Genomic DNA, 26,828 nt, shown 5'->3' with positions numbered 1-26,828 from the left:
CAATTAGCACGTTTGGGTATAATTAGACGAATTTTATAATGCAAATTTAAAATAAAGATAAAGGGATAGGCCTATGATCATCCTTGGCGAAAAATATACTTTCACCAAACTCGAGCTAGAGAAGCTTAGGAAGAAATTTGGCCAAGTGAATTTTTTATCCCCTGAAAATAGCGACGCAAAGGCTTTGCGAAGTGCGCTAGAAAATCTCATAAAATCAGGCAATCAGAGGCTAATAGTGCTAAATACCCAAAAGCCCGTTGATAGCAAACTGGTGAGATTTCTCACGCTTTTGCAGTTTAAGACGAAGTATAAAAATATCAAATTTCTAAATGTGGAGAGCTTTTTAGAAATTTACTTGCAAAAGTGCTACATCCCAGAAAATGGCGAAAATTTAAACTTTTTAAACGATATCAAGCCTTACAATGCCCTTGAATACGCCTTAAAACGCGTGATCGACTATGTAAGCTGCTCACTGCTTCTTGTGATGCTTTTTGTGCTTAAATTTTACGTAAAGAAAAAGATAGACGAGCAGTCCCCTGGTAGCCTTTACTTCTTGCAAAACAGGGTTGGGCTAGATACTAAAATATTTAAGTGCTATAAATTTAGAACGATGCATGAAAACTCAGAACACAACCCATACACGCAAAAAAACGACACAAGAGTATTTAAATTTGGCGAATTTATGCGCAAGACTAGAATGGATGAAATACCTCAATGCATCAATGTATTTCGCGGCGATATGCACCTAATTGGACCACGTACAGAATGGGATATATTAGTTCATGACTACGAAAAAAAGATCCCTTACTACAATGAACGCCACATCGTCCGCCCAGGCATCACTGGCTGGGCGCAGGTAAATTACCCTTACGGCGCAAACACACACGACGCCAAACAAAAGCTAATGTATGATCTTTACTACATAAAGCACTGGTCACTTTGGCTGGAGATAAAGATCATAGCAAAAACTATTGCGATTATATTTGAAAAAAGGGGCATTTAGTCAAACCCGCATATCCCTTTTTGACTAAATTTGTTTGGCAGCTACAAAGTCTACATCCTATCTTTAGCTGTGATTCCCATTATATTAAATGCTGTTTTTATCGAGATAGCAACGACTGCAAAGACTTTTAGCAAGCTATCTTCATTTTCATTTCCAACCACGCGGTTTTCATTATAAAATTTATGAAAGCTAGCAGCCAGCGACTTTAGATAGTCTGGTATTTTTTGAAGCTGCCTTGAAGCAAAAGCATCTTCTAAAATTTCAGGCAAGACAAGCGCTTCAAAAAGTAAATTTTTGGCATTTTCATCTAGGCATTCAAAGTCTGCATTTATCACGTCACTGACGCTTTTTCCAGCTTTTGCAAAGATCTGATTTATCCTAGCGTGAGCGTAATTTATATAAAAAATAGGGTTTGAGCTATCCTCTTTTTTAAGCTCATCCACGTCAAATTCCAAACTACTCGTATTTGCTTTACTTATAAAGATAAATCTAAGTGCCTCAGCACCGATCTCGCTTGCGATATCGCTCATCAGCACCGCATTGCCAGCGCGCTTGCTCATTTTGTATGGCTTACCCTCTTTTAGCAGGCTAACCATCTGCATAAGTATCACTTCAAGCCTATTTTCGTCGTACCCAAGGAAATTTATCGCAGCCTTTAGCCTTGCGATATATCCGTGGTGGTCTGCACCCCAAATGTTTATATAGTGGTCAAAATTTTTCTCAAATTTAGCGTTATGATAGATGATGTCTCCAGCTAAATACGTCGGTCTACCGTCATTTCTAACCACAACCCTATCGTTATCGTCGCCAAGTGTGGTAGAAGCGATATATATAGCGCCCTCTTTTTCATACATTTGATTTGAGCGTTTTAGCTTTTCTATAGTTGGCTCCAGGCGGTCATAAAGGGCTTTTTCGCTAGCCCAGCTCTCTATAAAAATGCCAACATCAGCTAAGTCTTTTTTGATGATCTCAAGCACGATATCCTTGCCAAACTCGGCAAGCTCAAGGTTTCTGCTCTCGTCATAAAAAATTTCCTTGCCAAATTTCTCATTTGCAAGCTTAGCGATATCTAAAATATAATCCCCGCGGTAATATTTCTCTGGATAGACGACACTTTCGTTAAAAAGCTGCTCTTTAGCCGCAAGTGATATCGATGTGCCAAGCAGATCTATTTGATTGCCCGCATCGTTTATGTAGTATTCTGTTGAGATATCGTAGCCAAGCCTTTTGCCAAGCCTAGCCAAAGTATCGCCATAAACTGCGCCTCTAACGTGTCCGATGTGAAGCGGCCCAGTCGGATTTGCGCTGATGTATTCTATTAAATAGCTGTCTTTTTTCGCATCTTCTTTTGCAAAATTTTCACTATCTAGCAAAATTTGCTTTGAAATTTCATCTAAAAATTCACTCTTAAGCTTGAAATTTAAGTAGCCATTTACCGCGCTAGCTTCAACTATCTTGCTATCACTAAATTTATCAGCAAACTCACTAGCTATCATAGCTGGAGACTTTCTTAGCTCTTTTGCGAGACTAAAAAGCGGCGTCGCATAGTGGGCTAAATTTTTATCCTTTGGCTTTTCAAGCACAAATTCACGCTCTAAAACCTTTGAAATTTCAGCTTTTACTTTATCTTTCAACTCTAAAACCTACGCGTTTTTAGTTGTTTCTTCTATCTTTTGACTAGCTGCACTCTCTTCTTTATGCTCGACTTTTTCGCTCTTTTCAGGGGTTGTGTCCTCCATCTCAGCTTTAAAAGTCTTTATGCCCTTACCTAGTCCTTTTGCAAGCTCTGGGATCTTCTTTGCTCCAAAAAGTAATACAATGATCGCTAAAACGATCAACCAGTGGCCAATACTAAAAGAACCCATCTTTTCTCCTTATCAAATTTTCTCAAAATATTATCATAAATTCCTGAATTTCTAACAATCTATCCACTCATCGATGACATTTCTTAAGTTTATCTTAGTACTTTTTAACCTCATCGCTCGAAGGATTGATTTTAGCCCTTTATAGCTCTTTTCTATATCATCATTTACTAAAAAATAATCATACTCTAAAATATGCTCCATCTCACCAACTGCGTTCATTAAGCGGTTTTCTATCGTCTCGTCGCTATCTGTTCCGCGGTTTTTCAAGCGCCTTTTTAGCTCTTTTTTATTCGCAGTTGTGATAAAAACTGAAGTGATGTAGCTTTTAAATTTCTCAAGTGCGATGTGAAAGCCCTGCACATCGATGTCAAATATCACTATCTTACCAGCTTCAAGCGCTGCTAAAACTGGCTTTAAGCTCGTACCATAGTAGTTTTTATGCACCTGCGCCCACTCTAAAAACTCGCCTTTTTCTATGCCGCTTTTAAATTCATCTTCTTTTATAAAATAATAATCCACCCCATCAACTTCGCCTTCTCTTTTGGCTCTTGTTGTGCTTGAAATAGAAAAATATAGGTCTTTCTCCTCCTTTAAAAGACGGCCTAAAAGCGTGCTTTTACCGCTTCCGCTAGGTCCCGAAACTACTAAAATTTGTCCTTGCAACTACTTTTCCTCGAAACTTATATTTATCTTGATGTTCATATCTTTTAGCACATCTCTTAGTGAGCTTTCATTTAGCGACTCATGGACGTGTTTTGTGATCTTTTTAGTTAGCTCTTCTTTGTAGTCTTCTTTTGCATCATTTTTTGAGCTTGTTTTAGGCATATCTTTTAGCCCAAAAGCCGCTAACATCGTGTTTTCATCTATATCATCTATCGATGCCGCGTCAAAGTTTAACTCGCTTGGTGCTGCGTCTTTGCTCTCCTCTTGTGCGTTTTCTTCTTGAGCATTTTCTTCTTCGAAAGTTTCATCCGCAAGACCTAGATCTTCTTTTGCTTCTGGCTCGCTCACATCTTCTAGCTCTTCTACTGACATCTCATTAGAAGCATTTTCACTCTTGCTAGGATCTAAATTTTCTAGCTCCTCGCTTGAAATTTCATCCAAAGCTTCTTCTATATCTTCTTCTGCTTTTTCATCATCTACTTGAATTTGCTCTTCATCAGCCTCAGAGATCTCATCTAAATTCTCATCATCTTTAGGCTCATCTTCTAAATTTGCCTCATTTTCAAGGCTATCTTCATCATCAAATTTGGCTAGTTCGTCTATATTTGGCTCTCCTTGCTCTAAATTTTGAACATCTAGCTCAGTATCGTCTAAATTTTTATTTTCCTCATTAGACTCTTCACTATTTAGCTCTTTATCAAGTGAATCAATCTCACTAAGCTCAAATTTACTCTGATCTATCTCGTCAAGCTCGCTACCAGCGTTCTCTTCATCAACCAAGCCTGCAACGTCATTTTGGCTAATAATATCATCTAAATTTTTATTTAGCTCTTCATCTGCTTCAGACTCTTCTGGCATATTTTCTATCTCATCGACAAGCGCACTAAGCTCTGCTAGATCACCATCTTTACCCTCTTCGCTCTCATACGCATCACTTATCGCTTCGCTAGTCTCTTCATCCACGCTCTCATCAGCAAGATCTTCACTAGCAAGCTCTTGTAGGTCTTCAAGCTCTTCTAAAGACTCCACATCGCTAGTTTCATTTTCCTCTTGCAAGTCACTCTCGTTAATCTCCTCGCTTGGGCTATCTATGCCACTTTCTAAAAGCTCTTTGTCAAGATCTGCAAAATTTTCTAAATTTGTATCGATATCAGGCAGTTTAAACCCAGACATCTCGTCAAAATTTATAGCCTCGTCGCTAAAGTCGCCAAAGTCGCTTTCGTCCTGCTCACTCTCGCTCTGCTGGGCAACTGGCTCATCTTTTGGGATATTTTGCTCAAAAACACTTATAAATTCAGTCGGTAAAAATGGTTTTTCAAGCATCAAAGTAGCAAATTCTGGTTTGCTCTCGCCACGACTTGCTAGATACATTACCTTTTTATCTGTAGCTAGCTCGCTACTATCCACGTCACTGTCGATTATGATAAAGTCAAACTGAGCATCGTCAAATCCATTTAGATCCTCAAATTCGCTATATTCGGTGCCGATTTTATTCAGACTTAAAGTTATCAGACGTGAAACTGCTGGATTTTTATTTATTAGAGCAACTTTCATCATCCCTCCTTGTAATAGTAAAAGCCTATTCTATGATAAATTTCATTGCTATTTTCTTAAAAAAACAGAGCTGGCAGATCATTTATCACTTTTAAAAGTAGGTCGCTCATGATCTTCATAATGCCTGCTAAAATGGCTATCAAAACGGAAAATCCAATCGTCACTTTGATAGGATAGCCGATGACTAGTAGGTTAAACTGCGGCATCGTCTTCATGAGCATGCCAAAAATGGAGTCTGAGAGCAAAGAAAGCGCGATGATAGGAAATGACATGATAAAGCCAAACATAAACAAATTTGTAAATAAATTTATCGCATAGCTCATGATGCCAGGGCGTGGATAAAAGTCGCCAAGTGGCACCACAGCAAGTGAGCTAGCGTAAAACTGAAGGAGCAAATGATGTCCATCAAATGCCAAAAATGTTAGCAGTGCTATGAAATTTATAAGGTTTGCTATGACTGGAGAGTTTGTACCAGTTTGTGGGTCAAGCACCGATGCCATCGAAAAGCCCATGACCATCGAGATTTGCTCGCCTGCCATTTGAAGCGTGGCAAATATGATGGTTAGCATAAGTCCTGCACTAAGACCCAGCATCACCTCGCCAAGTATCTCACCGACTAGGAAATTTATAGAGTTTTCATGAGCTTTTGAGAGAGGAAAAAGCACGACACAAAGAACAAAAACTAAAAGCGTTTTTACGCTAAGAGGAATTTGATTGTGCGAATAAAATGGAAAAAAAACGATGAGACCGCTTAGGCGTGCAAATAAAAGCATAAAAACTATGGTCTTATCAGCTCCAAAAAATTCTACTAGTTCCATTTTGCTCTTTTTAAATTTTTGCTAATTTTACAAAATTTTACTTTGTTTTTAAATTTATGTGGTCGTTTTTAGAAATTTGAAGCTAAATTTTAAGAAATTTGCACAAGCTCTTTATTTTCAAGCTTGTATGAGTTGTCGCATTTCGCGGCTAGGTCGTTGTCGTGAGTGACTAGAACAAGGGCAGCGTTATTTTCATTTATGTACTCAAATAAAACTTGCATCACTTCATTTGCCGTTTGCTTATCAAGGTTGCCCGTTGGCTCGTCTGCAAAGATGATCTTTGGCTTTTTGGTAAGCACTCTAGCGATGCTGACACGCTGCTGTTGGCCACCACTTAGTTCGCCAACTTTTTGATTTATTACACTTGAAATTTTAAGCGCTTCAAGATCATTTTTTTCTATATTTTCGCCAGATAAGATGCTTGCAAGCTCGATATTTTCATAAGCGCTAAAGCCTTTAAAAAGATAGTGCGACTGAAAAATAATGCCAAAATGAAGCCTTCTAATGGCCAAAAGCTCGTTTTGAGAAAGCTCATAGATCGATCTATCTTGATAGATGACCTCGCCAAAATTTGGTTTTAAAAGTGTTGAAAGTATGTGTAAAAGCGTTGATTTGCCACAACCGCTAACACCAGTTATCGCGATGCTTTGTTTTTGATTGAGAGTTAAATTTATATTGTTAAAGAGCGTATAATCATACGCAAAGCCTAGATTAGACGCTCTTAAAATTTCCATTAGCCTATTTGAGCAGCAACTTCTGCAGCAAAGTCATCTACTTTTTTCTCTAAGCCTTCGCCAAGCTCGAAACGAACGTATTTTACGATTTCGATCTTGCCGCCAAGCTCTTTGCTCTTCTCTTCGATAACTTGTTCGATAGTCTTTTTATCGTCCATTACATAAAACTGGCCTAAAAGTGTAAGGCGTTGGTCAAGCACTGTGTTATCAGCGTAAAATCTCTCGATCTTGCCAGGGATGATCTTGTCCCAAATTTTCTCGGGTTTGCCCTCAGCTTTTAGCTCTTCTTCGATCGCTTTTGTAGCTTTTGCAAGCTCTGCGTCGCCTATCTGGCAGCGGCTAGCATACTCAGGGATATGGTGAAGTGGCTTACCTAGGCGTTTTAGCTCTTCATTGTCTTTTTCAAGTTCGGCGCGAAGTGCGATAAATTCTTTCTCAACAAACTCTTTATCAAGGTCTTTGTAGCTTATAACGCTTGGCTTCATAGCAGCTGCGTGCATACATAAATTTCTTATAAATTCAGCTGCTTTGTTTGCAACTTCAGCACTTTCGCAAGCCGCACCAATAAGCACGCCAACACGACCATTTGAGTGAACATAGCCATTTACCACGCCCTTATCATCAGCGCTAATAGTCTCAAAGCGGCGAACTACAAGGTTTTCGCCGATAGTTGCGATCTGAGTTTTGAAATATTCTTCAAATTTAACACCATTTAAAGTGCTTGTATTTAGCTCTTCAACTGTTTTTATGCCACTTGTTTGGATGTGAGCTGTTGTGTCTTTTGCAAGCGCTTGAAACTGTGGGTTTCTAGCGACAAAGTCGGTCTCAGAGTTGATCTCACTGATAGTTGCTTTTTTGCATTTTGAGCAAACTTCAACACTTACTAAGCCCTCACTTGCAAGGCGGTCAGCCTTTTTAGCAGCTTGACCTAGGCCCTTTTCGCGAAGGATATCAACAGCTTTTTCCATGTCGCCATTTGCTTCGCCAAGTGCCTTTTTGCAGTCCATCATGCCAGCTCCGGTTGATTCGCGGAGCTCTTTTACCATTTGTGCAGTTATTTCCATTACTCTTCGTCCTCGCCAAAGTCTTCTTCGCTCATAGCCTCAGCTACAACTGCATCTTTCTCATCTTGGCTTACTTCTTCGCCAGCAGCTTGCTCGCCACCATCTTGCTCTAGAAGTGATTTGCCCTCGTTGATCGCCTCAGCCATCTCTTGGCAGAAAAGCTGAACAGAGCGGATCGCGTCGTCGTTTCCTGGGATAGGATAATCAACAACGTCAGGATCGCAGTTTGTATCTATTGGTGCTACAACTGGGATTTTTAGGCGGTTTGCCTCTTGAACAGCGATCTTTTCTTTAACTGTATCAACAACAAATATCATATCAGGTAGGCTTTTCATATTGCGGATACCACCTAGAGTTGCGATAAGCTTCTCTTTTTTGCGGCGAAGCATCAAAGCCTCTTTTTTAGTTAGTAAATTTATCGAACCATCTTCTTCCATAGCCTCGATAACTTCTAGTTTGCGGATAGACTGGCGGATAGTACCGAAGTTTGTCATCATACCACCTAACCAGCGGTGATTTACATAAGGCATTCCACATTTTTCAGCGTACTCTTTTATAGCGTCGATAGCTTGTTTTTTAGTACCGACAAATAGCACTGACTTACCTTCAGCAGCTGCGTCACGAACGATGTTGTAAGTGTAGCGGAAGTAGCGGATAGTCTTTTGTAGATCTATGATATAGATACCTTTTCTCTCGCCAAAGATAAATTTTTTCATCTTTGGGTTCCAGCGGCGTGTTTGGTGACCAAAATGTACGCCACACTCTAATAAATCTCTCATAGTTACCATGAGTTTCTCCTTGTTTTAGGCATTTTGCCTTGAATTTAGTTTTATCCTCCACGACCATTAATGCTTTCGCACAACCAAATTTAGGATTGTCGTGTGTGAAATAAAGCTTGGATTATATTGAAACTTGGCTTTATTGAAGCTAAATTTAAAGATTTCTTTAGCTACAAATAAAGCTCAAATTTTCATAAATTTACTCGAAAAAGCCTTTTTTAACGACCTTTTCATCTTTAACACAAAACTCGCCTTTTGCGATCACGTCGTATAAATTTAGCTCCTCATCAAAGACACAAAGATCAGCGTCATTGCCAACTTTCACTTCGCCTTTTTGGCTTAAATTTAGATATTTTGCCACGTTTTTACTCATCAAAGCCAAGGTATCTTCTACGTTTAAAATTTTATTTCTTACCAAAGCTTGCAATACCTCTAAATTTGACGCACATGATGCGCAGCCATATCCGACAAGCTCGCCATTTTCGTTAAATTTAGGCACGCTGCCGTTGCCGTCTGAGCTCATCGTTAGGCGCTCTAAATTTAGCCCATTTTCAAGGCCGTAAGCTACCACCTCATGAAGCGGGGCAAATTTACTTCCGCCGCTTGTGATATCGATGTTTCCGCCCATTTTTTGAAATTTCAAAGCCTCGTTAAACAGGTCTTTCGTCCTAGCGCAGTGTGTCGGCGAGAAGTAATGAACTGGGAATTCATAGTCTTTTATCACCTTGAAGACGTTGTCAAATTTCTCACTCAGTCCGCCCATATGCATGTGGAGCACGCCGCCTTTTTTAGAGACCATGCCGCCTATGCGAATTTTGCTTAATATCTTTATAAGCTCCTCTTTTGAGACGTAGCTGCCGCGGTTGTCGGTCAGTGCGATCTTGACGCCGATCACCTTGTCGATTAGTATGAGGTCCTTTGCGATGTCGCCGGTAAATGTCACACAGGGGCTTGCGTATGAGCCGGTGTGTATAAAGGTCGAGATGCCCTCAAACTCGAGCGCTTTTGCCTTTGAGTAGAGATTTTCCAAGCTTCTAGTAACCCCGTCAGTCCCCAAAACGCCAACAAGCGTCGTCGTGCCGTATTTTACGATCTGGCTAAGCGTGATCTCAGGCGTTCTTGAGTGATATCCAGCCTCGCCGCCGCCACCCGTGATGTGCACGTGCTGATCAATGAGGCCTGGAGCCAAAACCTTGCCCTTTAGGTCGTAAACGCTAAGCCCTTCTACGCTAAAGCTTAGCCCCTCGCCAATGGCTAAAATTTTACCGCCACCTACCAAAACATCGCACTTGCCAAGAAATTTTGGCGTGTATAGATTAGCATTTTTAAGTAAAAGCATCTTTTCTCCTTTATTTGCTAAGTTGAACTTTTTCTTCTATCTCCATCAGTTTTATAAAAATTTGCTCGATATTTTCCCTATCCACGGCGCTTAGCTCCATCTTTTTTGAGCTAAGTAGCATCTGCACAAACTCTTCATTCATAAGCTGCTCAAAGCCCAAATTTCTAGCGTTTTGAGCTATTTTTGCCGCTAGTGGATTTTTAAAGCTCTCGTATCCCATTTTTATCCTTAAATTTCACTGCAAATCCGCAAAATCTGCCACACGCGCCGTCTCTTCGGTATGAAAAATATCTCTCGTCGCAGTGCGTGCAGACCTCGCTAAAGTTTAAATTTCTAACCCCAAGTGCGCCAAATTCATCTCTCAAGGCTGCGTTCATATCAAAATTTCTACCTATCTTATATGCGTTAAATTCCCCAAGATCAAGCTCGCCCACCTCGTAGCAGCTGCCCTTTATATTTGCTCCGACAAAGACGCTCATCTCGCCCGCTCTTGAGCCAAATTTCTCTCCCATAAGCTTAACTGCTTTTGTGCAAATTTTTAGCATCACGCCAGCTCTGCCTGCATGAGCCACGCAGATAGCGCCCCGCCTCTCATCTATCATCACAACTGGCGAGCAGTCAGCCACCAAGACGCAGATGCCCACATCACTTAAATTTGTGATCACAGCGTCGCACTCTGGCAGCTCGTCCTCCTCGTTTTCAAGGACAAAAACCTTGTCCGAGTGGATCTGCTTCATAAATTTAAGCTGCCTAACGCCTAAATTTTTAGCCAAAATTTCTCTATTTTTGATGACATCTCTTGGCTCATCACCCACGTGATCGCCCAAATTTAGCGAGCTAAATTTACCTTCACTCACACCGCCAAGCCTGTTTGTAAAGCCAGCCGTGATGCCATTTTTATCAAAAACGATATCTAAATTTTCACGCATCTTCGCTCACTTAGTAGAGGCTTGAAATTCTCTCGACCTCGTCCCAGCTAAGGCCGCTATTTTGCTTAGCCTCAAGCATACTAGCCACATAGCGAGCCAGCAAGTCGCTCTCGATATTTACTCGCCTGCCAACCTTGAAAGTGCCAAAAAGGCTATCTCTAAATGTGATCGGTATGATGGTTAGTCTTATGCCCTTTGGCAAAATTTCATTTATCGTAAGGCTCACGCCCTCAACGCCCACCGAGCCTTTATTTGCCATCAGAGCCATCGCCTCACGTGGCAAGTCTATGTAGAAATCAACGCCATTTTCATGCTTTTTTATAGCCGAGATCACGCCGATAAAGTCGATGTGCCCTTGCATTAAATGCCCATCTACGCGCTCTCCAAGCTTCATCGCTGGCTCGATATGCACCAAGCCACTTAAATTTTCAACCGCGACATTTGCCCTGCTCTCTGCGCTTAGCTCCACGCTAAAGCCATCATTATATAGTTTTATGACGCTCAAGCAAGCGCCATTTACTGCGATACTGTCGCCTAAATTTGGACGAAATTTTGCCTTTAGCCGTAAAACATTTTGCGAGTAGCTAATGACCTCGGCAAGCTCCCTGATTAAGCCATTAAACATATTTTGCCTTTAAATTTTTTAAGGATTTTACTAAATTTTGCCTAAATTTGGCGCATGGATAGCTCTGCTAGTTTTGTGAAATTTAAACCACACCAAAATAAATTTATGACGCCACGCCAGAGCGTAAAATTTCGCTATGAACTTTAGGTGGCATGCCAAACATCCTTGCGTATTCGCGGCTAAACTGCGACACGCTCTCATATCCCACGTCAAATGCAGCCTGCGCAACGCCGATATTTTTATTTACGAGCAGGTTTTTAGCCTCTTCAAGGCGGATCTTTTTTTTAAAGGCTACTGGGCTTAGCGAGGTTACGATTTTGAAGTTATGATATAGCGAAGACTCGCTCATATCGCACTCTCTAGCGACATCTTTCATGCTTAGCTTTTGCGAAAACTCGTTTTTTATCTTTGCTACGGCTTTTGAAATTTTATTTGAAACGCTACCTTGCATCGCAAATTTACTTAAAAAATAGCCGCTTTTGTCGTTTGTTGCGAGCATGTAAAGTATCTCTTTTTAGCAAGGTCTGAGAGAAATTTGACCTTATCTTTTGGCTTTTCTAGTAACCAAACAAACCTCAAAACAGGCTCTAAAATCTCATCCGTTAGCTCGCCAAAAAATATGCCTTTTTCACTTTTTTGTAGGCTCTGCTCTTTTACATCCACGCCTTTTAGCACTTCATAGACCTCATCTAGGCTAAATTTAATGCAAAGCGAGATGTAGGGCTTCTCTTTTGAGGCGTCTGTTAGGCTTACATTTAAGGGCACATGAGTAGAGGCTAGCGCGTAGGTTCGCTCGTCATATCCATACATCTCATCGCCAAAGCCGATTGCCTTTGCTCCTTGCAGTATTATGCACAAAGACGGCTCATAAACCGTGCTGATAAAATCATGCGTTTTATCACTGATATAAAAGTCAAGCGAGCCAATGTTGCTTTGCGTAGATCCCACTATGCCGTATCTATCTAATAAAAACTCTTTTGTCTGCTCTTTTAGTAAATTTACATCAGCCATTTTCGCTCTCCGCCAAGTCAAATTTTGCAAGATTATACAGCTTTTTAGAAATTTTGCAGGATTAGGCATGAAATTTAGAGGATCGTTCTAACGTAAAATTTACAATACAGATATAATGCATCACAATAAAACAATATTTGAGACAAGCAAAAACCAAAGCTCGCCAAAATATCAAAAATTTATGTCGGCGCTTGTAGCGTCAAGTTTTATTTTAGGAGGCAATTTAGTGGCTAGCACAAACGTAGCAAAATCACCGCTAGAGGCGGTATCGATGGTAAGCGAGTGGGACAAAGTTTTCGCTAAAAGCGATAAGGTAGATCACAAGAAAGTTAAATTTAAAAATCGTTATGGTGTTGAGATAGTAGGCGATCTTTATACGCCTAAAAATTTGCATGGCAAAGCAGCTGTGATCGCAGTTAGCGGACCTTTTGGCGCAGTCAAAGAGCAATCAAGCGGCCTTTACGCCCAAACTTTAGCCGAGCGCGGCTTTATCACGCTTGCTTTTGATCCAAGCTACACCGGAGAGAGCGGCGGCGAGCCAAGAAATTTAGCAAGTCCAGAGATAAACACTGATGATTTTAGTGCGGCGGTGGATTTTCTAGGCACCCAGAGCAATATAGACCGAGATAAAATCGGCATTTTAGGCGTATGCGGCTGGGGCGGTTTTGCTCTAAACGCAGCTCTTGCCGATCCTCGCATAAAGGCGGTTGCAACCAGCACGATGTATGATATGACGCGAGTGATGGCAAAAGGCTACAACGATAGCGTGGGCGCCGATGAGAGATATGAAACTAAAAAGAAGATAGCCGAGCAACGCTGGCTCGATCTCCAAAATGGCAAACCAGCATATACTGGTGCGATAAACGTTGATCCAAAAAAGATAGACGCAAGCACGCCACAGTTTGTCGCTCAGTATGCAGACTATTACCGCACGCCACGCGGCTATCACAAACGCTCTGTAAATTCAAACAGCGGAGATAGCGGCTGGACCAATACAAATCCTATCTCGTTTATAAATATGCCAATCCTTGCCTACGCAAGCGAGATGAGAACTCCGACTCTTATCGTAGCCGGCGAGAAAGCGCACTCAAGATACTTTAGCGAGGACGCCTTTAAATCTCTTGGCAATAAAAACAAAGAGCTAGTTATCGTCCCTGGCGCTGTGCATACAGATCTATACGACAATAAAAACAACAAGATCCCATACGATAAATTTGAGGAATTTTTCAAAGCAAATTTGAAATAAACCGCTACCCCTGCACCTTGTGGGGGTAAATTTAGAAAGGAAAACAATGGAAAATTTTACATTTTATAACCCAGTAAGAATAGAATTTGGCAAAGGCAAAGAGGCTCATATCGGCGAGTATATGAGAGAATTTGGTGCTAAAAAAGCCCTTGTACTATACGGTAGCGAACGCGTAAAAAAGAGCGGACTGCTTGGCGTAGCAACAGATAATCTAAAGGCAAATGGCATCGAATTTACTGAGCTTGGCGGTGTGAAATCAAACCCGGTGCTAAGCAAAGTAAATGAAGCGATCAAAATAGCCCGTGAATTTGGCGCTGATAGCGTGCTAGCTGTTGGCGGTGGCTCTGTGCTAGACTCTGCAAAGGCAGTCGCTGCCGGAGCTAAATACGATTGCGACGTGTGGGACTTTTTCGTAGGTAAAAATCCGGCCGAGTCGCTCATGGTATTTGACATCATCACACTAGCGGCAGCTGGCTCTGAGATGAATCAAAACGGCGTCGTGACTAACGAAGCTGCTAAACTAAAGCTTCATCTGGGCGCGCCGTGCCTTTTCCCAAAAGTATCTGTCGTAAACCCGCAGCTACAAGCCACCGTCAGCCGCGACTATCTAGTTTATAGCGCAAGCGACGTTATCGCGCACAGCATCTAGGGCTATTTCACGGCTACAAACTATCCGCTAATCGCCAGAATGCAGGTAGAAGCAAACATCAAAACTATCATCCGAACGACTGAAATTTTACTCGCAAACCCTGATGACTACGACGCTAGAGCTGAGTTTGCCTGGGCTGCGACGATGGCGCTAAATGGCATAACTATGGTCGGCACTTCAGGCGTCGAGTATCCAAACCACATGATCGAGCATGCGATGAGTGCAGTAACAGACTGTGCGCACGGAGCTGGACTAAGTGTGGTTATGCCTGCGTGGATGAAGTGGTATAAGGATAGAAATTTAGGCGTATTTGAGCGTTTTGCGAGAGAAATTTTTGGGCTTAAAACGGCAGATGAGGGCATAGAGGCGCTAAAAGCGTGGTTTGACAAAATAGGCACTCCAACAAATCTATCGCAGCTAAAGATAGATAGCGAGGCGCTTATAAATGAGATCGCGGGTGTTGCCTATGAAAACGCAAAGGCGTGGGCGATGCAAGAGCTCTATCCAAAGAAAAATATCGTCCAAATCCTTGAACTTGCAAAATAAATTTAAAGTGAGTCAAAATGAGAAAAATTTTAGCCATCTTTATGCTTTTTGCGGGGTTAAATTTGGCAGCAGGAGAGAAAATGCAAAATTTAAAGATAATCCTAAAGAGCTCTAACGGCGAAGCAACGGCTATCCTAGACGATACGGCAGCAGCAAGAAGCTTTGCCGCACAGCTGCCGCTAACGCTAAATTTAGAGGACTACGGCGGACACGAAAAGATCGCTAAGCTGCCAAAACCGCTTGATACAAGGGGCGCTCCGAGCGGCAGCGACGGCAAAAAAGCGAGATCTCCTACTTTGCTCCGTGGAACAACTTTGTCATCTACTACGGCTACCAGCCATATTATGAAGGCATCGTACGCTTGGGGGTGATCGAGGGCGACATGAGTTCGGTCGTAAAAGACGGGCAGACCAAGATCGAGCTAGTAAAATAATATAAATTTTAGGCAGTTTTTGCATTTTGGCTTTGAATTTGTCATTAAATTTACAGTCATATAGTAAAGGTCTTAAAAATTTAAGCACGGTGGCGTGCTAAATCGCAAAAAATAAACAAGGGAGAAAAGATGCAAGAAACACAAATTTTGGTTAAAAAAGAAGATCTCGCCGTCTATGACAAGGTGAGCAGTAAAATTTTTGCAGGCGGTCTGCCAAAAGTCACGCTGCTTTTTGGTGCGACACCTTATGCAAACGCAGGAGCAGCGCTAGTGCATTTTCCGCGCGGAGTTCGCACGGCGCGGCATACACATCACGCAGGGCAAAATTTACACTGGCGCAGCGGACAGTAAAAAATAACGTGGATAAAGCATTTAAATGAAGAAAAATGCGAAATTGATCAAAAATTTATCTTTGATTTTGGTATATTTTATTTGCCAATGACGATAAAAAGATCTTATGCAGCAAAATGAAGCACTTTGTGCAACAGGACTAGCTTTTTAGTGGTTGCACCAAAAAATTGCTAGTATAGCTAAAAGATAGCAAAAATTCACTCAAAGAGCGAGATGATTAGCGAGCAGAAATTTAAAGAACATAAAGGGCGCTGGAAATTTTAGCGATGAGCCGCTAGTTTGGTAGCAAAAGTCACTTGCAAGGTAAATTTGGCTAGCGGTAAATTATAAAAAATTTAAATTTGATCTAGCTAGTATAAATTTCATCTACCATTTGCCTTTAAATTTACATATTCTAAGCGCTAAATTTATATGGCTCGCCAAAAACAGCAATAATAATTTTACTACCAGACGCATATCAAAAGCTTTTGGCTAAATTTCGCCCCTAGCTCGTCTGCAAAACTAGCCACGTCTTGCTAAAGTCGCGCGCCGCTAGGTCGTCCCTCTTTATCCACAGATAAACTCTGCCCTCTCCGTCCCAGTCCATGTCGCTATCCCAGTCGCTATCTATCTGCAAAAGCAGCTGCCACTGGGCGGCATTTTTCTCAAACTCAGCGATATTTGGGTGGTGATAAGCGCTACCATCGCCGCAGTCAAGGCCATTTGCCACGAGTTCACACTCTAGCTCCATGCCATCTTGGATGTTGTCAGAGTGGCCAAGGAGCTTGTTTTCTTTGGCCTGCCAGCTTGGCTCGATAATCTCGTGATATGCCTCCCACTGCTCCTCGCTAAATTTGCCAAATGGCACGAGCGAGCTTTGTAAACTTGGCAAATTTAGCTCGTTTTTAAAGCTAAGAGAGCGTGCGCCAAATGTGAAATTTCCGCCCTCCATGTTTTGGCGAGCAAGCTGGTCTTGAGCTGCCTCACTAAAGATCACAGCAAAGCCCTTTTTATCAGCAGGGTCGTAACCCCAAACACGCAAATTTATATCATAAAAAAGATAGAGCATGCCACTTTTTGGTAGTAACCCGTCGGTGTCAAATTTGCTGACTTCAGTAAAATTTATCTGCGCCACAAAGCTAAGCGCGCCGTTTTCATTTGAGGGCCAAGACACGCTAGCTGGCAGATCTGGCTGCCCGCCAAATTTAGACGCTCCAACAGCGATATCACCGTCATCTCTAGCCTGCGCATCTATCTTTATAGCATTTTTGGCCATTGGCTTTAAGAACTCAAAAAGCCCATCCAAGCCGCGCTCTTTGCAGCCTTTTGCAATTTCATTTAGATCCATATTTTTCCTTTCTAGCAAGCATCAATGTAGATGTGATACTTTTTGCAGTGTAAGCAGCGAAACAAATACCCAGCAAAGTTGCCGCCCGCCACGAGCATCTCGCGCGCCATTTTCACGTCATACTTATCCCTTTTTGTGTAGTCATCAAAAACCTCGTCTGCGATGCCGAGCTCCTCAAGCTCCTTTGTGCCCACATCGCCTAAAAATGCGCAATAATCATCACAGCACACCACCCAGTGTTCGCCCTGCCAGCTCTCATAGCCAGGTGTTCTTCTAAAAAGCTCATCATCTTTTTTGGCGTCATCCGTGGCAAGCTTGTCGGCGTCTTGCACAAATGTAGCGTCAAATTTCTTAGCAGCTGCGCCATTTGCAATGCAAGCTGGGCAAAGATAGGTGACGTCTTGCTCGCTATAGACGCCATTGTTGTAATAAATTTCTGTGTTTTTGCCGCAACACTCGCAGACTACACTCATATCATCTTTAAATGCGCCAGTTTTTAATGGCTCTGGGTGATAGCGAAATTTTGGCAAGGTGGCAGCCTTTGCCTTTTGGGCTAAAATTTGCTCTTTGCTCTTTGGCCTTGGCACTGCCCATTTGTCGCCCTCATCCAAAAACTGCGCAAGGTAACCAAGCGTTTTTAGCTGCTTTTTGTCGTTTTTATCGTGTATCTTTAAAAGTAGCTCGTAAGCACTCTTTTGCATAGACAAAAGTTGATAAATATCGACTAAAACGCTCTTTGCCTGCATATCCTCGCTTGTCTCAAGCTCTTCTTTGAACTGATACAAAGCCTCCACGCTCGCCACATTGCCGTTATTTTTGTAGTAATCTTTTGAGAGGTTTATATATTTTTCTTGAAATTTATCCACAAATAGCCTTTATGAAATTTGCTAAGAATTTTAGCTTTAAAGACTTAAAAGTCGCATAGATGAGTTATTAAAATTTAAAAGAGTGGGATAAAAATATAAAATTGTTTAATTTTTAAAATTTAGAAAAGGACACATTAAGTTTTGATACAAAGGAGAGTCACAAGCGAATTTACTTAAACTTTCAACTTACTTGCGACTATAAATTTTACTCTTCGTAAGCCCCGATAGAGAGGATTTTGTCTATTCTTTTTGCAACAAGCTCGTTTATATCAAGCTTCTCAAGCTCGGCTAGTTCTGAGATGAAGTAGTTTGCAAGTGCTTTAGCGGCACCGTCTTTATCTCTATGAGCTCCATTTATCGGCTCGTTTATCACATCATCTATAAGCGATAAATTTTTTAAGTCATCAGCCGTTATCTTCATAGATTTTGTAGCTTGCTCTTGTTTGGCTGGGTCGTTCCAAAGTATCGCTGCACAACCCTCTGGTGAGATGACTGAAAAGACAGAGTTTTTCATCATAGCAAGTCTATCAGCCACGCCTATTGCTAAAGCACCGCCACTTCCGCCTTCGCCGATAACGACAGCTATTATTGGAGTTTTTAAATTTGCAAATTCAAATAAATTTCTAGCTATGGCCTCACTTTGACCTCGCTCTTCAGCGCCAACACCAGGATATGCGCCCGGAGTGTCTATCAAAAATAAGATAGGTAGGTTAAATTTTTCAGCCAATTTTGCTACGCGTAAAGCCTTTCGGTAACCCTCCGGATGAGGCATACCAAAATTTCTTTTTAGTTTATTTTTAGTGCCACGACCTTTTTGCTCGCCTATAACGACAGTCTTTTTGCCTCCGATATAGCCGATGTAGCAGACTATTGCTGGGTCATCGCGAAATGCCCTATCGCCATGGATCTCATAGCCATCAACTAAAAATGAATTTATATAATCAATAGCGTATGGTCTATCTGGGTGACGAGCAAGTTGCAAACGTTGATATTCGTTTAAATTTTTATATACTTTTGATATCTCTTTAGATAGGTTCTTATTTAAAATTTCAACAGCATGTTCATCGCCTCTGATCTTAGCATTTGCTATATCTTCATCAATCTGCTTTATGCTCTTTTCAAAATCTAAATAATTTGACATCTTAATCCAACTTTTTAAATATCACGACGCCGTTTGTTCCGCCAAAGCCAAATGAGTTGCTCATAACAGCTTTTATATCAGCTTTTCTAGCTTTATTTGGAACGTAGTCTAGATCACAGTCTGGATCTGGCGTTTCGTAGTTTATCGTTGGAGGGATGATGCCATCTCTCATTGCCATTATAGATATGACGGCTTCGATCGCACCAGCACCGCCCAAGCAGTGTCCAGTCTGACCTTTGGTTGAACTAACTGGTGGGCACTTATCACCAAAAACAGCCTTTAATGCAGCTGTCTCATTTTTATCATTTACTGGTGTTGAAGTACCATGCGCATTGACATAGTCTATCTTTACGCCTTTTGCCATATCAAGTGCTTGCTTCATCGCGCTTAATGGACCTTCAAGTGTTGGTGACGTGATATGGTGTGCATCTCCGCTCTCACCAAAGCCAACTACTTCAGCGTAAATTTTAGCACCTCTTGCAACAGCTGACTCATACTCTTCAAGCACAAGCGCGCCAGCGCCCTCGCCCATTACAAAGCCATCGCGGTTTGCATCAAATGGTCTTGATGCCTTACTTGGCTCATCATTTCTAGTTGATAGCGCTTTCATCGCTGCAAAACCACCTATGCCAACGCCACAGATAGTTGATTCGGCGCCGATAACTAGCATATTTGTTGCTTGACCGATCATTATGCATTTTGCGGCTTGTGATATCGCATGAGTGCTTGCTGCACAAGCTGTTACGCTTGATAAATTTGGACCTTTTAGTCCGTGGTTTATTGAAACTATGCCACCTAGCATATTTACAAGTGCAGATGGGATGAAAAATGGCGAAATTCTCTTTACGCCTTTTTCAAAATATGTGATTGAGTTTTTCTCAATATTTGGCAAACCACCTATACCAGCCGCTGAACTAACGCCAAATTTATGAGCGTCAAACTCTTTAAAATTTGCATCAGCCATAGCCTCGTTAGATGCTTTTATGCCAAGCTGTATGAAACGATCTACTTTTTTCACCTCTTTGCCGTCTAAAATGCTATTTGGATCAAAATCAGTTATCTCGGCAGCAATTTTAACAGGGAATTCGCTTACATCAAAGCTCGTGATCTCTTTCACACCTGTTTTACCCTCGCAAATAGCCTTAAAAGAGCTCTCTTTATCAAGACCAAGTGCGTTTATCATGCCAATACCAGTTACAACGACTCGTTTCAATACATCTCCTTAAATCAAACTATGCAAATTTAAATTATTTGCCTAGTTTTTCTATATAATTTACAACGTCTTGAATGCTTACTAATTTCTCTGCTTCGCTATCAGGAATTTCTACTTCAAATTTCTCTTCTAAAGCCATAACTAGCTCTACAACGTCAAGTGAATCAGCGCCTAAATCTTCGATGATTTTAGACTCTAGTTTTACCGCTTGTGGATCTACGCTTAGTTGCTCTACAACTACGTCTCTTACGTCTTCAAATACTGCCATTTAAGGTCTCCTTATAAAAAATGTCTGTTATCTTATAATATTTACGCTTTTATTTATTTTAAATTTCAAAACTTGTTCAAATTTCATTACATATAAAGTCCGCCGTTTATTTTTAGCGTCTCACCAGTCACGTAGCTAGCGTGATCACTTAGTAAAAATGCCACAGCCTCGGCCACCTCACTAGCGCTGCCAAAGCGTTTTAGCGGGATATTATCGCTATAAGTTTTTTTCACCTCATCACTTAGCCCATGTGTCATATCAGTCTCGATAAAGCCCGGAGTTACGCTGTTAAAGCGGATATTTCTACTTGCGCCCTCTTTTGCAAAGCTCTTACTCATGGCGATTAGTCCGCCCTTGCTGGCTGAATAATTCACCTGCCCAGCATTTCCCATCTCGCCAACGATAGATGCGACGTTTACGACCGCTCCAAAACGCTTTTTACTCATCACTTTTAAAGCCTCTCTACATCCTATAAAAGCTGAAGTTAAATTTGCATTTATCACATCTGTAAATTCGCTAGTTTTCATGCGAAGCGCTAGCTTGTCATTTGTGATACCAGCGTTATTTACAAGGTAGCTTAGTTCACCGTCGCTATCGACTATCAAATTTATACCTTTTATAAACTCATCTTCGTCTGTCGCGTCAAATTTTATCACCGCAGCCTTGCCGCCATTTTGCTCGATCTCAGCCTGCAAAGCGTCTGCTATCTCAGGCTTTGAGCGGTAGTTTATCCACACTTTTAAGCCCATACTTGCAAGCGTCTTTGCAATCTGTGCGCCGATACCTCTGCTTGCACCTGTTATTAGCACGTTTTTTCCGCTAAATTTCATAGATTCTCCTTATAAATTTTGCTTATATTATCAAATTTAAAATAACGCCTCGTCCATCTCAGCTGGGATCTCAAGCCCCATGAGCTTTAAAACGCTAGGCGCGATGTTATTTAGACCGCCATTTTTTAGCTCCTTAACCCCATCAGCCATCACAAAACAAAAGACGTCATAGGTAGTGTGATTTGTCAGTAGCTCGCCACTGCTATCACGCATCTCTTCGCAGTTTCCATGATCGCTCGTGATGATCATCGCGTAGTTTTTCTCTTTTGCCTTGGCGTAAATTTCTCCAAGAGCCCTATCCACCGCTTCGACTGCTTTTATAGCGGCCTCGTAGTTACCAGTGTGTCCCACCATATCGCCATTTGCGAAATTTACCACGATGAAGTCTTGCTCATCATCCATGCCCTTTAGCACGGCTTTGCAAACCTCAGCAGCGCTCATCTCTGGCTTTTCGTCGTATGTTTTTACTTTTGGACTAGGGATGAGCACCCTAGTTTCGTTGCTAGCTGGCTCTTCAACGCCACCATTAAAGAAAAAAGTTACGTGGGCGTATTTTTCAGTCTCTGCCGTGTGAAGCTGCCTTAGTCCAGCCGCTGCTATGACCTCGCTTAGGGTGTTTTTTATCTTTTCATTTTTAAATAGCACTTCAAATTTAAAATTTGCGTCGTATTCGGTCATGGTGATTAGATTCTTGATAGCAAAAGGTCGCTCAAACTCGCTAAATTTCTCTTCACCCAAAGCCTCGCAAATCTCTCTTGCTCTATCATTTCTAAAATTTATAAAGATCACGCCGTCATCTTTGCCCATGCCCTTAAAACCATTAAAACTTGCTGGCTTTACAAACTCGTCAGTCACGCCCTCGTCGTAGCTTTTTTGCAGATACTCGCTTGGTGCTAGATCACTTAAATTTGCCCCATTTACTAGGCTATCATAGGCCTCTTTTACGCGCTCCCAGCGTTTATCTCTATCCATCGCATAAAATCTCCCGCAAACGGTCGCTACCTTAAATTTAGCCTCCAAGCTTTTTATGAAATTTAGACCGCTATTTGGGCTAACGTCACGTCCGTCGGTGATAGCGTGGGCAAAAACTTCGCAGCCACTTTTGCTAGCAAGCTCGCACATGCCATCAAAATGCTCCATGTGAGAGTGCACGCCACCGTCGCTATAAAGCCCTATGACGTGAATTTTTTTGCACTTTTTAAAAAGAGCTTTTAGCGCTTCATTTTCTGCTAGCGAGCCGTCAGCAAAAGCACGTGAAATTTTGACCAAATTTTGATATAAAACTCGACCGCTTCCTATGCACATGTGCCCTACTTCGCTATTTCCCATCTGCCCTTCAGGTAGTCCCACAGCGTTTCCAGAGGTTTTTATGAGCGAGTTTGGAATTTCTTTAAAAAATTTATCGTAGTTTGGCTTTTTGGCCGCCTCAAATGCATTAAATTTGCCATTTTTATTTGATCCAATGCCATCAGTTATTATAAGTATAGTTTTTTGAGCCATTTTTAAATTTTATCCTTAAATTTAGATAATTTTTAAGGCCATTATACTAAAATTGCTTTTTTTTAAAATAAAGGCCCCTATGTTTTACTATATCTATGAAATTTTAAATTTTAATATCTTTCAGTATATCACCGTTCGCGCTGGCATCGCTTTTTTCATAGCATTTATCTTGACAGCTTATCTGATGCCTAAATTTATCGCTTGGGCAAAGGCAAAAAACGCCGCCCAGCCTATCTATGAACTTGCCCCGCAAACTCACCAAAAAAAGGCCAAAACGCCAACCATGGGCGGACTTGTCTTTGTCTTTACGGCTGTGATCGCCACGATCATCTGTGCTAGGCTTGATAACGCCTTTGTGTTAGCATCGCTCTTTTGCCTAGTTTGCTTTACTTTGCTTGGCTACAAGGATGACTACAGCAAAATTTTAGGTGCGAAAAACCACGCCGGCCTAAGCCCAAGGGCAAAGCTCTTTTTTCAGTTTTCAATCGCTTTTTTGCTCGCAGCATTTCTCTACTTTAGCAAAGAGCTAAACACCGAGTTTTACCTGCCATTTTACAAGCAGCCGATCTTTGACATGAAAATTTTTGCCATTTTCTTTTGGACACTAGTCATCGTCGCAGCCTCAAATGCGGTAAATTTAACAGACGGACTTGACGGACTTGCCGCCGTACCATCGATATTTTCGCTTCTAACTCTTGGCGTTTTTGCCTACATTTGCGGCCACGCTGTCTTTAGCTCATACCTACTTTTACCAAAGATAGCAGGCGTTGGCGAGAGCGTCGTTGTAGCCTCTGCGCTAATTGGCTCACTCATGGGCTTTTTGTGGTTTAACTGCCATCCGGCCGAGGTCTTTATGGGCGATAGCGGCAGCCTTAGCGTTGGCGCATATATCGGCTTTATGGGCGTTGCGACCAAAAATGAAATTTTACTCATCATCATCGGCCTCATCTTTGTCGTTGAAACGCTAAGCGTCATCTTGCAGGTGGGCAGCTTTAAAATTTTTAAACGCAGAATTTTCTTAATGGCACCTATACATCACCATTTTGAGATCAAAGGCTGGGCTGAAAACAAGATCATCGTGCGCTTTTGGATCATCGCGCTTTTAGCAAATTTGATCGCACTGACCGCGCTAAAGATCAGGTAGATCATGCGAGCGCAGATAGAGCCTGACTTTGAGAGTGCTAGAAAAAAGTATGATGAAATTTTGGAGCAAATTTTAGCCTACACCGACTATTGCGACGAATTTGGCGATGAGGACGGCGAAGAGTACCGCAAGGTAGAGCAGCGTCTAGCCAAGATAAGCGGCAAGGATATGAGTAAATTTAGCCTGCATGAGTGGTGGGAGGCTGAGGGCGCTGAAAATCTCGCCTTTGATATCGCCTTGCCAGAGCCAAAAGTGGTGGCTGATATAACAAAAGACGAGCTTAGCGAGATCGTGGAGCGCATGTTGGCGCCTGTGGCTGAATTTGATGATGACTTTTTAGAGGCATTTTACGCAAGAGTGACATTTGCCTGCAAAGGTGCATATTTTGCAGAGTTTTTAAAGCTAAATTTTGCCAAAACATTTAGCTTTGAGCTCTTTGAGCGCCGCGAGATAGAGGGCGTGATGCGTGAGCTAAGTGCTAACGAGATAGTAGAAATTTTATGGGGCAAAAGAGGATAAAAGCATGAGAAAATCACTATTTGGCTATGGTGGCACGACAAAGGCTATCGCTAAAAACTTCGTAAATGACGGACTTTGGGACATCTATGATGATAAATTTAGTGAAGCTTCAAAGGATGAGTTTGGCAATGCTCTTTTGCCAGTTAGCGAATTTGACCCAGCAAAGAGCGGCCTAGAGATACCAAGCCCTGGCATCCCGCCTCACCACGAGCTTATCAAAAAAGCTAAAAATTTAATCAGCGAATATGACTATTTTTATGAAATTTACAAGGCGCATTTGCCATTTAATGTCTGGATAAGCGGCACAAACGGCAAGACGACGACCACAAAGATGATGCAGCACCTGCTAGAGAGCAAAGGCTCAGTCATGGGCGGAAACGTCGGCATCGCGCTAGCAAATTTAGACCCGCACGCTAAAATTTGGATACTTGAGACTAGCTCATTTACCCTGCACTACACAAACCGCGCAACACCTGGTATCTACGTGCTTTTGCCGATCACTCCAGATCATCTAAGCTGGCATGGCAACATGAGCGAGTACGAAAAGGCAAAGCTTAAGCCGCTTGCTAGCATGAGTGAAACGAGCGTAGCTATCGTGCCTGAAATTTACGCTAAAACGCCTACAAAAGCCAAAGTGATCGCCTATAAAGATGAGAGCGACTTGGCTAAATTTTGCGGTGTAAATTTGGGCGATATAGCCTTTAAAACGCCGTTTTTACTTGATGCACTGCTGGCACTTGCGGTGGAGAAAATTTTATTTGACCGCTGTGATGTGGAGCTTTTAAACACCTTTGTTATTGAAGCAAACAAGCTTGAAGAATTTACTGATAACAAGGGTCGAACCTGGGTAAATGACACAAAAGCGACCAACATAGATGCGAGCATTCAAGCCGTAAAACGCTACAAAGATCACTTTATGCACCTAATCTTAGGTGGCGATGACAAGGGCGTTAGCATGGATGAGCTATTTGAAATTTTAAAGGCTCTTAAAGTCAAAATTTACGCCATCGGCTCAAATAGTGACAAACTTATGAATTTAGCTGCTAAATTTAACGTGCCTGCCCTAAAATGCGACTTTTTGCAAAATGCTGTAAATGAGATAAGCAAAGAGCTAAAAAAAGGAGAGATAGCGCTTCTAAGCCCAGCAGCTGCGAGCCTTGATCAGTTTAAGAGCTATGCCGAGCGAGGAGATAAATTTAAAGAGTTTATAAGGGCTCTTTGATTTTAAGCTATTTTTAGATCTTGGCGCTTTGTCTAAATTTTGTCACTAAATTTAAAGAAAAAAGCAAAAATTTTCTCTATAAGAGTTTTTTATTGAATACTTTTTAAGTTTATGCTAATATTTGGCGAAAAAATTAAGGAAGAATTTTATGCCAATTACCCCTAGAAATGATGCAAATTTTAAAGAAAACTTAATAGATATCATCAAACTATCATATAGTGCCGACATCAATAAGCCTTTCATCTCTGACGACAAGCTACTTATGGGATATAGCTTTGACCTAAAGGACGATTTAGACGCGATATGTACTCAAATTTATGGTACCAACAAAGCAAAAGTGATTGAGGCTATTAGAAAAACCATAACCAACACTACAACAAAAACCGTGGCTTCAAAGATAGATATAGAGAAGCTTTTTAACGATATAAATAATGCTGCAAGGGCCGCTTACGGCGCAGAGTTGCCTGAGTTTAAATTTAGCCAAGATGAGCAGCTAAATGCCATTTTAGAGTCAAAGCTAAAGTTACTAGTGGCTGATATAAAAGAGAAGTTAAGAGGCTCGTCGCTTGCAAATTTAGAAGAGGTCAAGCTCACTTCATCTGGGACGTCACAGATCTCAAAAGAGCATGTGGCGCTTTTAGCCCTGCTTCACATAAGTAGCAAGAAAAATATCGACCCAGCTTTAGCAAAATACATCAAGAGTAAAAGTCGCTTTAAAGCGTGGTTTTGGCTAGCTCACGAGAGCTTTAGCGGTGATAATCCACACAACCTTAAACTTTTAAGACAAAAGATCTCAGCTCAGTTTGGCCTTTACGAGTCAGACGAAAACAATAGAGCTCTAAGCGACTCATCTAGCACGGCTAGCATGGAGCGCGTCAGCTTTGGCGAGTGTATAGACATCTTTACCCACCTAAATATCTCTAAAGCTATGTATGTAACAAAAGACAAAAACGGCAAAGAGCATAAAGAGGACGTCACTCACTTAGAATTTATGCAAAAAGACGAAGAGAGATCAAACAGTACTGCTTCAAAGTGTGATGGGCTATTTAAGCCATTTGCTGGTAAGCTAAATTCTCTTTTGAGCTCTGAGACATCAAAGAAATTTGAGACCGAAAATATCTACTGCGTAAATTTAACATCCTCTTCTACATCTAACGCTTCAAGGATAAATAAGCTCTTAAAAAGAAGA

The 26,828-nt window shown here is 41.5% G+C and carries 28 protein-coding genes and 2 pseudogenes; 9 read left to right on the top strand and 21 right to left on the bottom strand.

From position 1 onward, the window contains the following. Positions 1–73: 73 nt before the first annotated feature. On the top strand, positions 74–1,003 hold the full coding sequence (locus CYP84_RS07705) for a sugar transferase (protein ID WP_103637166.1): 930 nt from the start codon (positions 74–76) through the stop codon (positions 1,001–1,003). 50 nt (positions 1,004–1,053) lie between these two features. Here the strand turns inward: CYP84_RS07705 and argS are convergent, their stop codons facing one another. The 14 genes from argS to CYP84_RS11070 all read right to left on the bottom strand — a co-directional run bounded on the left by argS (position 1,054) and on the right by CYP84_RS11070 (position 12,384). After that, a complete protein-coding gene (argS, locus tag CYP84_RS07700; protein WP_103637165.1) occupies positions 1,054–2,637 on the bottom strand; it encodes an arginine--tRNA ligase in 1,584 nt (527 codons plus the stop codon). A 9-nt stretch (positions 2,638–2,646) separates the two neighbouring features. After that, positions 2,647–2,868, bottom strand: a complete 222-nt coding sequence (gene tatA, locus CYP84_RS07695) for a twin-arginine translocase TatA/TatE family subunit (RefSeq protein WP_021087958.1) — start codon at positions 2,866–2,868, stop codon at positions 2,647–2,649. 51 nt (positions 2,869–2,919) lie between these two features. Further along, positions 2,920–3,531 carry a guanylate kinase gene (gene gmk / locus CYP84_RS07690; RefSeq protein ID WP_103590464.1) on the bottom strand — a complete coding sequence of 204 codons (612 nt, stop codon included), beginning with the start codon at positions 3,529–3,531 and terminating at the stop codon, positions 2,920–2,922. Next, positions 3,532–5,085, bottom strand: a complete 1,554-nt coding sequence (locus tag CYP84_RS07685; RefSeq protein WP_103637164.1) for a Highly acidic protein — start codon at positions 5,083–5,085, stop codon at positions 3,532–3,534. Between the two features lie 56 nt (positions 5,086–5,141). Continuing rightward, a complete protein-coding gene (gene fliR / locus CYP84_RS07680) occupies positions 5,142–5,903 on the bottom strand; it encodes a flagellar biosynthetic protein FliR (protein ID WP_012140268.1) in 762 nt (253 codons plus the stop codon). Positions 5,904–5,992: 89 nt separating this feature from the next. Then, complete coding sequence (locus tag CYP84_RS07675; RefSeq protein ID WP_103637163.1) at positions 5,993–6,637, bottom strand: ABC transporter ATP-binding protein; 645 nt, start codon at positions 6,635–6,637, stop codon at positions 5,993–5,995. Beyond that, positions 6,637–7,701 (bottom strand): translation elongation factor Ts, encoded by a 1,065-nt coding sequence (gene tsf / locus CYP84_RS07670; protein WP_103637162.1) that lies wholly within the window; start codon positions 7,699–7,701, stop codon positions 6,637–6,639. The genes CYP84_RS07675 and tsf overlap by 1 nt, the downstream gene beginning before the upstream one ends. After that, positions 7,701–8,489, bottom strand: coding sequence for a 30S ribosomal protein S2 (gene rpsB / locus CYP84_RS07665; RefSeq protein ID WP_085658056.1), 789 nt, complete (start codon positions 8,487–8,489; stop codon positions 7,701–7,703). Before rpsB ends, tsf begins: the two co-directional genes overlap by 1 nt. A gap of 190 nt (positions 8,490–8,679) precedes the next feature. Beyond that, on the bottom strand, positions 8,680–9,819 hold the full coding sequence (iadA, locus tag CYP84_RS07660; RefSeq protein ID WP_103637161.1) for a beta-aspartyl-peptidase: 1,140 nt from the start codon (positions 9,817–9,819) through the stop codon (positions 8,680–8,682). Positions 9,820–9,829: 10 nt separating this feature from the next. Continuing rightward, positions 9,830–10,039: a hypothetical protein gene (locus tag CYP84_RS07655; RefSeq protein ID WP_002941393.1), complete on the bottom strand. Its 210-nt coding sequence runs from the start codon at positions 10,037–10,039 to the stop codon at positions 9,830–9,832. Continuing rightward, complete coding sequence (locus CYP84_RS07650) at positions 10,020–10,748, bottom strand: polyphenol oxidase family protein (protein ID WP_103637160.1); 729 nt, start codon at positions 10,746–10,748, stop codon at positions 10,020–10,022. Before CYP84_RS07650 ends, CYP84_RS07655 begins: the two co-directional genes overlap by 20 nt. A gap of 10 nt (positions 10,749–10,758) precedes the next feature. Further along, the gene (locus CYP84_RS07645) at positions 10,759–11,373 is read right to left on the bottom strand and encodes a riboflavin synthase (protein WP_103637159.1); all 615 of its coding nucleotides are present in this window, start codon (positions 11,371–11,373) and stop codon (positions 10,759–10,761) included. Positions 11,374–11,476: 103 nt separating this feature from the next. Next, the gene (locus CYP84_RS11075; RefSeq protein ID WP_258031119.1) at positions 11,477–11,872 is read right to left on the bottom strand and encodes a helix-turn-helix domain-containing protein; all 396 of its coding nucleotides are present in this window, start codon (positions 11,870–11,872) and stop codon (positions 11,477–11,479) included. Then, complete coding sequence (locus tag CYP84_RS11070) at positions 11,836–12,384, bottom strand: AraC family transcriptional regulator (RefSeq protein WP_258031120.1); 549 nt, start codon at positions 12,382–12,384, stop codon at positions 11,836–11,838. Before CYP84_RS11070 ends, CYP84_RS11075 begins: the two co-directional genes overlap by 37 nt. 271 nt (positions 12,385–12,655) lie before the next feature. Here CYP84_RS11070 and CYP84_RS07635 point away from each other — a divergent pair, with 271 nt between their 5' ends. The 4 genes and pseudogenes from CYP84_RS07635 (at position 12,656) to CYP84_RS07620 (ending at position 15,609) form a co-directional block, all read left to right on the top strand. Further along, on the top strand, positions 12,656–13,630 hold the full coding sequence (locus tag CYP84_RS07635; protein ID WP_258033916.1) for an alpha/beta hydrolase: 975 nt from the start codon (positions 12,656–12,658) through the stop codon (positions 13,628–13,630). Between the two features lie 46 nt (positions 13,631–13,676). Next, a pseudogene (locus tag CYP84_RS07630) lies at positions 13,677–14,825 on the top strand (iron-containing alcohol dehydrogenase). Positions 14,826–14,842: 17 nt separating this feature from the next. Then, positions 14,843–15,258: pseudogene (locus CYP84_RS07625) on the top strand (cyclophilin-like fold protein). A gap of 129 nt (positions 15,259–15,387) precedes the next feature. Then, positions 15,388–15,609 (top strand): hypothetical protein, encoded by a 222-nt coding sequence (locus CYP84_RS07620; protein ID WP_258033914.1) that lies wholly within the window; start codon positions 15,388–15,390, stop codon positions 15,607–15,609. Positions 15,610–16,093: 484 nt separating this feature from the next. Here CYP84_RS07620 and CYP84_RS07615 read toward each other — a convergent pair whose 3' ends face one another. The 7 genes from CYP84_RS07615 to gpmI form a co-directional block, all read right to left on the bottom strand. After that, positions 16,094–16,936 (bottom strand): YwqG family protein, encoded by an 843-nt coding sequence (locus CYP84_RS07615; protein ID WP_103637158.1) that lies wholly within the window; start codon positions 16,934–16,936, stop codon positions 16,094–16,096. A gap of 11 nt (positions 16,937–16,947) precedes the next feature. Next, positions 16,948–17,802: a CbrC family protein gene (locus CYP84_RS07610; protein WP_103637157.1), complete on the bottom strand. Its 855-nt coding sequence runs from the start codon at positions 17,800–17,802 to the stop codon at positions 16,948–16,950. 205 nt (positions 17,803–18,007) lie between these two features. Then, positions 18,008–18,943 carry an acetyl-CoA carboxylase carboxyl transferase subunit alpha gene (gene accA, locus CYP84_RS07605; protein WP_087582860.1) on the bottom strand — a complete coding sequence of 312 codons (936 nt, stop codon included), beginning with the start codon at positions 18,941–18,943 and terminating at the stop codon, positions 18,008–18,010. A 1-nt stretch (position 18,944) separates the two neighbouring features. Continuing rightward, positions 18,945–20,156, bottom strand: a complete 1,212-nt coding sequence (locus CYP84_RS07600; RefSeq protein WP_021085320.1) for a beta-ketoacyl-ACP synthase II — start codon at positions 20,154–20,156, stop codon at positions 18,945–18,947. Positions 20,157–20,190: 34 nt separating this feature from the next. After that, on the bottom strand, positions 20,191–20,424 hold the full coding sequence (acpP, locus tag CYP84_RS07595) for an acyl carrier protein (RefSeq protein WP_002941395.1): 234 nt from the start codon (positions 20,422–20,424) through the stop codon (positions 20,191–20,193). 86 nt (positions 20,425–20,510) lie between these two features. After that, positions 20,511–21,254 (bottom strand): 3-oxoacyl-ACP reductase FabG, encoded by a 744-nt coding sequence (gene fabG / locus CYP84_RS07590; protein ID WP_103637156.1) that lies wholly within the window; start codon positions 21,252–21,254, stop codon positions 20,511–20,513. 36 nt (positions 21,255–21,290) lie between these two features. Continuing rightward, positions 21,291–22,754, bottom strand: coding sequence for a 2,3-bisphosphoglycerate-independent phosphoglycerate mutase (gpmI, locus tag CYP84_RS07585; protein WP_103637155.1), 1,464 nt, complete (start codon positions 22,752–22,754; stop codon positions 21,291–21,293). Between the two features lie 79 nt (positions 22,755–22,833). On the opposite strand from gpmI, the gene mraY reads away from it, so the two are divergent. The 4 genes from mraY to CYP84_RS07565 all read left to right on the top strand — a co-directional run. Continuing rightward, positions 22,834–23,898: a phospho-N-acetylmuramoyl-pentapeptide-transferase gene (mraY, locus tag CYP84_RS07580; protein ID WP_103637154.1), complete on the top strand. Its 1,065-nt coding sequence runs from the start codon at positions 22,834–22,836 to the stop codon at positions 23,896–23,898. Positions 23,899–23,901: 3 nt separating this feature from the next. Further along, positions 23,902–24,417, top strand: a complete 516-nt coding sequence (locus CYP84_RS07575; RefSeq protein WP_103637153.1) for a hypothetical protein — start codon at positions 23,902–23,904, stop codon at positions 24,415–24,417. A gap of 4 nt (positions 24,418–24,421) precedes the next feature. Beyond that, the gene (gene murD / locus CYP84_RS07570) at positions 24,422–25,639 is read left to right on the top strand and encodes a UDP-N-acetylmuramoyl-L-alanine--D-glutamate ligase (protein ID WP_103637152.1); all 1,218 of its coding nucleotides are present in this window, start codon (positions 24,422–24,424) and stop codon (positions 25,637–25,639) included. 148 nt (positions 25,640–25,787) lie between these two features. Next, the coding region (locus CYP84_RS07565) for a hypothetical protein (protein WP_141089204.1) at positions 25,788–26,828 on the top strand (1,041 nt) is incomplete at its 3' end.

It is taken from the genome of Campylobacter concisus (assembly GCF_002912425.1).
GTDB lineage: Bacteria > Campylobacterota > Campylobacteria > Campylobacterales > Campylobacteraceae > Campylobacter_A > Campylobacter_A concisus_AH.
The sequence above is the reverse complement of the archived record's forward strand: the minus strand, read 5'-3'. Positions and strand labels throughout refer to the sequence as shown.